The 7,145-nt window shown below is 70.8% G+C and carries 6 protein-coding genes; 3 read left to right on the top strand and 3 right to left on the bottom strand.

All coding sequences use genetic code 11. The features are described 5' to 3' along the window. Positions 1-36: 36 nt before the first annotated feature. Entirely contained in the window at positions 37-1,476 is a 1,440-nt protein-coding gene (locus tag DCW30_RS04985) for an amino acid permease (protein WP_076686347.1), read from the bottom strand. 146 nt (positions 1,477-1,622) lie between these two features. Beyond that, complete coding sequence (locus DCW30_RS04980) at positions 1,623-3,062, bottom strand: amino acid permease (RefSeq protein ID WP_076686349.1); 1,440 nt, start codon at positions 3,060-3,062, stop codon at positions 1,623-1,625. 265 nt (positions 3,063-3,327) lie between these two features. On the opposite strand from DCW30_RS04980, the gene DCW30_RS04975 reads away from it, so the two are divergent. Further along, complete coding sequence (locus tag DCW30_RS04975; protein WP_062773920.1) at positions 3,328-3,906, top strand: biotin transporter BioY; 579 nt, start codon at positions 3,328-3,330, stop codon at positions 3,904-3,906. Positions 3,907-4,025: 119 nt separating this feature from the next. Here the strand turns inward: DCW30_RS04975 and DCW30_RS04970 are convergent, their stop codons facing one another. Next, a complete protein-coding gene (locus DCW30_RS04970; protein ID WP_076686350.1) occupies positions 4,026-5,498 on the bottom strand; it encodes an amino acid permease in 1,473 nt (490 codons plus the stop codon). A gap of 184 nt (positions 5,499-5,682) precedes the next feature. Between DCW30_RS04970 and DCW30_RS04965 the strand changes: the two genes are divergently transcribed. Next, positions 5,683-6,168, top strand: coding sequence for a ribose-5-phosphate isomerase (locus tag DCW30_RS04965; protein ID WP_076686352.1), 486 nt, complete (start codon positions 5,683-5,685; stop codon positions 6,166-6,168). 161 nt (positions 6,169-6,329) lie between these two features. Further along, a complete protein-coding gene (locus tag DCW30_RS04960) occupies positions 6,330-7,139 on the top strand; it encodes an Fpg/Nei family DNA glycosylase (RefSeq protein WP_076686353.1) in 810 nt (269 codons plus the stop codon). Positions 7,140-7,145: the final 6 nt, after the last annotated feature.

Here is a 7,145-nt window from a genome sequence, read left to right as displayed (position 1 = left end):
CCCCGGGCCCCTTTCCGTCGCGTACGCCGCCGCTGCCTACTCGGCGGCCGCAGGCGCCGACCGCTCCGCCATCCGCTGGCGCACGTAGCCGATCACGGCGAGGACCAGCGTGAGCGAACCCGTCGCGATGAGCTGCTTGCGCGTGTCGGGCTGCTCGGTCATCAGATAGAAGATGTACGCCATCGCGGCCAGCGCCACCCAGGTCAGGACGGGGTAGGCCCACATGCGGACGACCAGCTTCTGCGGCTCGTCGCGCTCGGTCCTGCGGCGCAGGATGAGCTGCGAGACGGCGATGAAGATCCAGACGACGAGGATCATCGCGCCGATCATGTTGAGCAGCCAGGGGAAGACGTCGTCGGGGCGCCAGTAGCTGAGCAGCACGCACACGAAGCCGAAGACCGAGGAGGCGAGCACCGCCAGGCGCGGCACGCCGCTGTGGACCCGGCCGAGCGCCTTCGGGCCCTGGCCGCGCTGGATCAGGGAGTACGACATGCGCGAGGCGCCGTAGATGTTGGCGTTCATCGCGGAGAGCAGGGCGATGAGGATGACGACGTTCATGATCTGGCCCGCGGCGGGGATGCCCAGGTGGTCGAGCGTGGCCACGTAGGGGCCCTTGTCGGCGACCTCCTTGTCGTCCCACGGCAGCAGCGTGACCACGACGAGCATGGAGCCCACGTAGAAGAGGGCGATGCGCCACATCGCCGTGCGCACGGCCTTGGCGACGCTCTGGACCGGGTTCTTGGACTCGGCGGCGGCGATCGTGACGGTCTCCAGACCCCCGTACGCGAAGACGGAGGCGAGGAGGCCGATGATCAGGCCGTCCGTGCCCTTCGGCATGAAGCCGCCCTCGCCGGTGAGGTTGGCGGCGCCGGGGGCGGAGACGTCCGAGCCGGGCAGGATGCCGATGATCGCGAGGACGCCGATGCCGAGGAAGAGCACGATCGCGCCGACCTTGAGGGCGGCGAACCAGAACTCGAACTCGCCGAAGTTCTTCACGGCCGTCAGGTTCGAGCCGCAGAACACCAGCATGAACAGGGCGACCCAGGCCCACTGCGGAGTGCCGGGGAACCAGCCCACCATGATGTCCGCGGCGCCGATGCCCTCGATGCCGACGGCGACGCAGAGCAGGAACCAGAAGCCCCAGCCGGCCGTGAAGCCCGCCCAGGGGCCGATGGCCCGCTCGGCGTGGACGGAGAAGGAGCCGGAGGCCGGGTTGGCGGCCGACATCTCGCCCAGCATGCGCATCACGAGCATGACGAGCGCGCCGGACACGGCGTAGGCGAGGACGATCGAGGGGCCCGCGGCGGCGATGCCCGCTCCGGAGCCCACGAAGAGCCCGGCGCCGATCACGCCGCCGAGGGCGATCATGGAGAGGTGCCGCTGCTTGAGACCGTGGACGAGCGGGGAGTCGGCCGCGGGCGCCGAGCCGGGTGCTTCGTCGGGAGATGCGTCCTTGGAGGCGGACGTCCGAGACATGGGCGGGCCCTGTTCAGTAGCCGTGACGGGGGACGAGCGGGCCCACAGTCTGAGGTCCGGCACCGCTGACAGGGAACAGCGGACCGCTATACGGACACGACGCTTACACCTGGTGAAGGTATGGCCACTTTTTGCTTACCTGGCGTTTACAAGTGGGCCATGTCATTCCGGTTGTCCTCCGCGCCGCGCCGCACACGCCACTCCCGCAGCCCCGCGATCACCAGGACGAGGGCCGTGGCGCCCGCCGACCACAGGAGCTGGGGCCGCGCCCCGTCGTCGGTCAGCATCAGGCCCAGCACGACGCCCATCGCCCCCAGCGCCGCCCAGGTCAGATACGGGAAGGCCCACATCCGCAGCACGAGCCGCTCGGGGGCCTCCCGCTCGATGCGGCGCCGCAGCCGCAGCTGCGACACCGCGATCAGCGCCCACACGAACAGCAGGACGGCGCCGACCGAGTTGAGCATGTAGAGGAAGACCGAGTCGGGCCACTTCAGATTGAGCAGGACCGAGACGAAGCCGAAGGCGACGGAGGCCAGGACCGCGCGGCGCGGCACCCCGCCGCCCGCGACCTTGAGCAGGGCCTTCGGCGCCTCGCCGCGCTCGGCCAGCGAGAAGATCATGCGGGAGGAGCCGTAGAGGTTGGCGTTGAGCGCCGAGAGCAGGGCCACGAAGACGACGATGTTCATGATCGTCCCGGCGGACGGCACGCCGATCGAGTCGAGCACCGTCACATACGGGCTGACACCCGCCTTCTGGGCCGTCCAGGGCAGCACCATCACGATGACCAGCATCGAGCCGACGTAGAAGAAGAGGATGCGGTAGACGGCGCTGCGCACGGCGCGGGCGACCGAGCGGACCGGGTCGTCGGACTCGGCGGCGGCGATCGTGACGACCTCCAGGCCGCCGAAGGCGAAGACGACGGCGAGCACCCCGGAGACGACGCCCTCCCAGCCGTTGGGCAGGAAACCGCCGTCACCGCTGAGGTGGGTGAGGCCCACGGGGTCGCCGGAGGCGTCAGACGCGGCCGGGAGCACCCCGAAGATCGCGAGCAGGCCGAGCACGAGGAAGGCGACGATCGCGCAGACCTTCAGCGTGGCGAACCAGAACTCGAACTCGCCGAAGTTCTTCACCGAGGCGAGGTTCGCCACGGTGAAGACCACCATGAAGACCAGCACCCAGGCCCACTGCGGCACGGCGGGCGCCCAGCCGTTGGCGATCTGCGCGGCGCCGGTCGCCTCCACGGCGAGCACGACGACCAGCAGGAACCAGTACAGCCAGCCGACGCTGAAGCCGGCCCAGCGGCCGAGCGCGCGCTCGGCGTGCACGGAGAACGAGCCCGACGCGGGCATCGCCGCCGACATCTCGCCGAGCATCCGCATCACGCACATCGCGAGCGCCCCGGCGATCAGGTACGACACGACGATGCCGGGCCCGGCGACCGCGATCCCGGCCCCCGACCCGACGAAGAGCCCCGCCCCGATGACCCCGCCGAGCCCCAGCATGGTGAGGTGGCGCTGCTTGAGACCGCCGGCGAGCGGTTCGTCGCCGCCCCCGAGGGGGTCGACGGTGGCCTTGGGGTCGTGCATGGCGCTCAGCTGGCTCTCAGGGTGCTCAAGGATGTTTGGCGGGACTCCACAGTCTCCCCAAGCGGCGACCTCCCGCGCAAAACGAGGCACCCGCCCGCCGACCTCCGTGACGAGCGTCACGCCAGGTGAGGTGTACGAGCAGCGCTTTGTACGGAGCCCACCAAGGCCCCGCCCCCGGGTTGTCGCCCGGAGACCGTGTTGCCGCGCCCCGGCCTGGGATAGCGTCGAGCCGTCCCAACCTGCCCACGTCCCCCGCGGAGTCCCGATGAGCATCGCCGCTGCCACCACCCGCCCCGGCCAGGTCCTCGCCGACCTGCTGCCCGCCTCCCGCGTGAAGGACGCGGCCCTCGTGCTCGGCGGCGCCGCGCTCACCGGGATCGCCGCCCAGATCGCGGTGCCCGTGCCGGGCTCCCCGGTGCCGGTGACCGGGCAGACCTTCGCCGCGCTCCTCGTCGGCACCGCGCTCGGCGCCCGCCGCGGCTTCCTCTCGCTCGCGCTGTACGCCCTCGTGGGCATGGCCGGCATGCCGTGGTTCGCGGAGGCGGGCTCGGGCGTCGCGGCCCCGTCCCTCGGCTACGTCCTCGGCATGCTGCTCGCCGCCACGGTGGTGGGCGCCCTGGCCCGCCGCGGCGGCGACCGCTCGGCGCTGCGCACGGCGGGCACGATGGTCCTCGGCTCCGCGATCATCTACGCGGTCGGTGTGCCCTACCTCGCCGCCGCGACCGGCATGTCCCTGACCCAGGCCGTCGCCGCCGGGCTGACGCCCTTCCTGATCGGCGACGCCCTCAAGGCCGCGCTCGCGATGGGCGCGCTGCCGACGGCGTGGAAGCTGCTGGACCGCTGAGCCGCGCGTAGTCCCCTTGGAAGAGGTTCGCCGGGCCGCGCAGGCTTCCGCCCGGCGGGCCTCTTCCGCGTTTCGCGGGGCCGTGGAGGCCCGGCCGGGCGGGTGAGGGGCGGGAGCGGTCAGGCTCCGGCCCGCTCCTCGGCCGTGTCGTCGTCGGCACGGCGGCCGAACTTCTCGCGGACCAGCGAGAAGACGACCACGAACGCGGCGGCGAGCAGCGACAGGAGCACCTGCTTGCGCCCGGCCTCGTCGGTCAGCATGTAGACGAGGACGAACGAGATCATCGCGATCGTGACCCACGTCAGGTACGGGAAGAGCCACATCTTCACGACGAGCTTCTCCGGCTCCTCGCGCAGGATGATGCCGCGCATCCGCAGCTGCGTGAAGCTGATGATCAGCCAGACGAAGAGGGCCACCGCGCCCGAGGAGTTCAGCAGGAAGTCGAAGACGGTGTCCTTCCACTGGTAGTTGAACCAGACGGCGACGAATCCGAAGACGACCGAGCCGAGGATCGCGGCCTGCGGCACGCCGCGCGCGTTGGTGCGCGCGAAGGCCTTGGGCGCGTCACCGCGCTGACCGAGCGAGAAGGCCATGCGCGAGGCGGTGTAGAGCCCGGAGTTGAGGCAGGAGAGCACGGCCGTGAGCACGATGACGTTCATGACCTGGCCGGCGTGCGGAATGCCGATCGAGTTGAGCGCGGCCACGTACGAGCCGTCCTCGGTGATCGACTTGTGGTTCCACGGCAGGAGCGTGATCACGACGAAGATCGAGCCCAGGTAGAAGACGCCGATGCGCCAGATCACGCTGTTCGTGGCCTTGGTGACGGCGCGCTGGGGGTCCTCGGACTCACCGGCGGCCAGGGTGACGATCTCGGAGCCCATGAACGAGAAGACGACCATGAGCACGCCCGTCAGGATGGCGCCCGCGCCCTTGGGCATGAAGCCGCCCGCGTCGGTGAGGTGCGCGAATCCGGCGCCGGGGTTGTCGGAGCCGGGCAGCACGCCGAAGACGGCGAGGAGGCCGATGGCGACGAACGCGCCGATCGCGACGACCTTGATGCCCGCGAACCAGAACTCGAACTCGCCGTAGGAGCCGACCGAGACGAGGTTCGTCGCGGTGAGCACCACCATCACGATCAGCGCCCAGCCCCACTGGGGCACCGCCGGTATCCAGCCGTTGAGGATCACCGCGCCCGCGGTGGCCTCGACCGCGAGGACGACGACCCAGAAGAACCAGTACAGCCAGCCGATGGAGAACCCGGCCCAGCGGCCGAGCGCCTGGTCGGCGTAGGTGGAGAAGGAGCCGGAGGTGGGCCGTGCGGCGGCCATCTCGCCCAGCATCCGCATGACGAGGACGACCATCGCGCCGACGAGGGCGTACGAGATGAGGATCGCGGGTCCCGCGGCGGCGATGCCGGAGCTCGAACCGACGAAGAGACCGGCTCCGATGACGCCGCCGATGGCGATCATGGAGAGGTGCCGGTTCTTGAGACCCGCCTTGAGGCCGTCGCCGGTGTCACTGCCGCCGGTCTGCGGATCGCCGGGCTGAGGCGGGGTGCTGTCTGGCTTCGCAAGGGAGGGTTGCGAGGTCATGGACGATTCCTTAAGTTCTCGGGTCGCGAGCCCCCGCATTCAAACTCAGGGGTCAACGGGACGGAAGTCCTGAATCCGGATCGTTGTATTCCGGTCGATGGCCTGTACCAATGCCCTGACCCGGGGGATCAAGGTGACGCCCCGGTCGCGGCTACCCGGCCCGCGACGTGCCACACTCGGACGCATGCGCGTGTACCTCGGCTCGGATCATGCCGGCTACGAACTCAAGAACCACCTGGTCGAATGGCTCAAGAGCCACGGCCATGAGCCCGTCGACTGCGGGCCCCACATCTATGACGCCCAGGACGACTACCCGCCGTTCTGCCTGCGTGCCGCCGAGCGGACCGCCGCGGACCCGGAGGCCCTGGGCATCGTCATCGGTGGCTCGGGCAACGGTGAGCAGATCGCCGCGAACAAGGTGAAGGGCGTCAGGGCCGCCCTCGCCTGGAGCGAGCAGACCGCCGCGCTCGGCCGTGAGCACAACGACGCCAACGTGATCTCGATCGGCGGCCGGATGCACACGCAGGAGGAGGCGACGAAGTTCGTCGAGATCTTCCTGGCCACACCGTACTCGGGCGAGGAGCGCCACACCCGCCGCATCGACATGCTGTCGGCGTACGAGACGACCGGCGAGCTGCCGCCCGTCCCGGCACACCACCCGCAGCCGTAGAGGGATCCGCCCCCGGACCCGGCTCCTCGAACGCCGGAGGGGCCGAACTGCGGCCCCCCGGCGCTCCATCCCCCTGGGCCCGAGCCGGCGGATCCCAGCCCGTCCGGCGTTCGAGGACGAGCCCTCAAGGCGATGGAACCGAAACACCCCCGGAGGGACCCGTGCCGGAGGGGCACACCATTCACCGGCTGGCCCAGGACCACCTGGCCCGGTTCGCCGGGAAGCCCGCGGGCGTACGCAGCCCGCAGGGCAAGTTCTCCGACGGCGCCGCCCTCGTGGACGGCCGGACGATGGACACCGCCGAGGCCCATGGAAAACACCTCTTCCTGGGCTTCGGCGCGGAGTGGATCCACATCCACCTGGGCCTCTTCGGCAAGTACGCCCTCGGTGAGGCCCCCGCGCCGCCGCCCACGGACACCGTCCGGCTGCGGCTGCTGAACGACGCGTACTACTCCGACCTCCGCGGCCCGACCACCTGCGCCCTCATCACGGACGAGGAGAAGCGGGCGATACACGACCGGCTCGGCCCCGACCCGCTGCGCGAGGGGGACGACCCGGAGAAGGCGTACCGGCGCATCGCGCGCAGCCGCACCACCGTCGCCGCGCTCCTCATGGACCAGAAGGTCATCGCCGGCGTCGGCAACGTCTACCGCGCCGAGGTCCTCTTCCGGCACGGCATCGACCCGTACACCCCGGGCAAGGACCTCACCCGGGGCCAGTGGGACGCCATCTGGGCGGACCTGGCGGAGCTGATGCGGGAGGGTGTGCGGCTGAACCGCATCGACACCGTCAGGCCCGAACACACCCCGGAGGCGATGGGCCGCCCGCCGCGCGTCGACGACCACGGCGGCGAGGTGTACGTCTACCGCAGGGCGAACCAGCCCTGCCACATCTGCGGCGGCGAGATCCGCACCGCCGGCCTCGCCGCCCGCAACCTGTTCTGGTGCCCCACCTGCCAGCGGCCCGCCTGAACCCCG

Source organism: Streptomyces alfalfae, from assembly GCF_004127445.1.
In the GTDB taxonomy this organism is placed as follows: Bacteria; Actinomycetota; Actinomycetes; order Streptomycetales; family Streptomycetaceae; genus Streptomyces; species Streptomyces alfalfae.
This window is presented reverse-complemented; position numbering and strand designations above follow the sequence as displayed.